Annotated in this window: 2 protein-coding genes; one reads left to right on the top strand and one right to left on the bottom strand. The window is 43.7% G+C overall.

Features of this window, described 5'->3' with window-relative positions; all coding sequences use genetic code 11:
* The coding region (locus ACUVXA_RS19670; protein ID WP_445872992.1) for a cation-translocating P-type ATPase at positions 1-1,106 on the top strand (1,106 nt) is incomplete at its 5' end.
* A 36-nt stretch (positions 1,107-1,142) separates the two neighbouring features.
* Here the strand turns inward: ACUVXA_RS19670 and ACUVXA_RS19665 are convergent.
* Positions 1,143-2,300 (bottom strand): thiolase domain-containing protein, encoded by a 1,158-nt coding sequence (locus ACUVXA_RS19665; protein ID WP_445872991.1) that lies wholly within the window; start codon positions 2,298-2,300, stop codon positions 1,143-1,145.
* Positions 2,301-2,478: the final 178 nt, after the last annotated feature.

The following is a 2,478-nucleotide window of genomic DNA, read 5'->3' as shown; positions in this document are numbered from 1 at the left end:
ACCCTCCGAGAAAAGAAGTCATAGAAGCCGTTGAAAAATGTAAAACCGCTGGAATCAAAGTAATCATGATTACCGGAGACCACCGAGAGACCGCCAGAGCCATAGCGGAAGAAGTAGGAATAATGACCAAAAAAGACCTCATCCTAGAGGGAAGAGAACTAGATGCGATCCCCGAAGAAGAATTCGAAAAAATGGTGGAATCCGTAAAAGTATTTGCCCGAAATGAGCCCCGCCACAAACTTAGAATTGTAAAAGCACTAAGAAAAAAAGGCAATATAGTGGCCATGACAGGTGACGGAGTCAATGATGCTCCAGCTATTAGGGAGGCGGACATCGGTATTGCTATGGGTGTTACGGGCACTCAGATTGCCAAGGAGACCTCGAATATGGTTCTGGCGGATGATAACTTTGCCTCTATTGTGGGGGCGGTGGAGGAGGGGCGTACTTCCTTTAATAATTTGGGAAGGGTGGTTCTTTATGTTATAACAACAAGTATTGCGGGCGGCTTGATTCTTCTTTTTTCTCTTATTTTTGGGTTTCCGATTCCCTTCTTTCCTCTCCAGATTTTATGGGTTAACCTTGTTACAGACGGAATCTGCGATAAGACTTTAGCAATTGAGCCGCGGTATCGGGATGTTCTTAAGGATCCTCCAAGATCTCCTAAAGAGAGAATTGTTTTCCGGAGAGTGGTTTACCAAATTATCTACCTTGCGGCGATTATGATTGTGGGAACCATGGCTGTATACTATTTCTTTCTGTCCTCATGGGGGTTCGGGGTGATTTTTGAGGGTTACCGGGAGCCTCGAACCATGGCTTTCACCACTCTTATTTTCTTCCAGCTTTTCAACGCCTTGAACATAAGGTCTCGGGAGTATAGTATATTCAAAATCGGATTATTATCAAACAAGTATTTTGCCGTGGGATTAGCAATCTCAATTATTCTGAATTTCTCTATTATATACGTTCCATTTTTCCAGGAATTGTTTCAAATCGTTCCACTGGATCCCTACCATTGGCTCATAGTGGTTCTGGTGAGTAGTAGCATTTTCGTAATAGAGGAAATACGGAAACGTGTAGCACCCAAACTATTCACAAAAAGACAATGAATTTTTTATGAACTCTCTAAAACGATGCTTACTAATTCATCTTTGAAAAATGTTAACCACGATATTGTTGCCGAATCCCCCAAAATTAACTGATAAGGCTGTTTCTGCTTTGGGCACCTGGCGTTTTCCGGCCTCCCCTCTCAACTGCCATGTGATTTCAACTACCTGAGCCACTCCGGTAGCACCCAGAGGGTGGCCTCTTGACTTTAATCCTCCGCTGGGATTAATGGGCAGTTCTCCATCAATCCAGGTTTTACCCTCCTCCACCGCCTTGGCTCCTTCACCCTTCTTGAAGAAACCAACATCCTCTGACTGAACTATTTCCAATATGGTGAAGGCGTCGTGCAATTCCGCGAAATCAATATCCTCCGGCTTCAGTTTTGCCATTTTATAAGCCTTGTCTGCAGCTATCCTCAGAGCTTCTAATACAGTTGGATCATCTCGCTCAGCAATAATTTGAACATCCGTAGCCTGCCCAAATCCCCTAATCAATACTGGTGTATCATTGTATTTTCTCGCTTCCTCTGCCGAGCAGAGCACCAGGGAAGCCGCCCCATCGCTTATCGGAGAACAATCAAATAGGCGAAGCGGATCCGCAATAATTGGTGACGCTAAAGCTTTTTCCAAGGTGATTTCCCTCTGAAAATGAGCGTAGGGGTTATTAGTTCCGTTTTTATGATTTTTCACCGCCACAAGCGATAGCAACTCCCGCTTCACATTATACTTTTTCAAGTATAGTTGGGCTAGGAGTCCTCCCATGGAGGGTAACGTGGCACCGTACTTGTATTCTGCTGTGGGGTGGGTTAGAGTTGCTATGACGGAGCCTACTCGAGTAGTGGGTACAGAGGTCATTTTTTCAACGCCGGTGACCAGTACCATGTCAGAAATACCCGACGCAATGGCCTGAAAACCTTCCTTTATTGCTGAGCCGCCGCTTGCCGGTCCATTTTCAATCTTATCTGCGGCTGCCGGTATCAAGTTGATTCTATCCACAAGAACACTGGCAATTCCCGCCATGTCATTAAACTCACCGGAAAACATGTTGCCCACATAAACCCGATCAAAATCAGTCTCAGAAGCGTTAGCATCAGAAATCGCAGTAAGAGAAGACTCCACCATCAGATCCGTAATGGACTTATCCTCCAATTGCCCAAACCGTGTCATACCACAACCAATAATAGCAACATCACGCATACCCATAACCCTCAATAAACCATTAAACTCTATAACAGCCTGTACACAATATAATTCATCAAGTATTTATTTTTTGAATTCTTAGTTCGCTTAATATAAAAGTCTTCTCATAAGCAACAAAACCCAATGAGTCTACTATTTATTATATGATGATTTGTTTCAGTTCTGTTAACTGTTA

The organism is Candidatus Jordarchaeum sp. (genome assembly GCF_052745115.1).
This window is presented reverse-complemented; position numbering and strand designations above follow the sequence as displayed.

What these genes read in the sequence shown, in the direction of transcription:
- ACUVXA_RS19665 (WP_445872991.1), bottom strand. Translation starts at nt 2,300, where the DNA reads ATGCGTGATGTTGCTATTATTGGTTGTGGTATGACACGGTTTGGGCAA.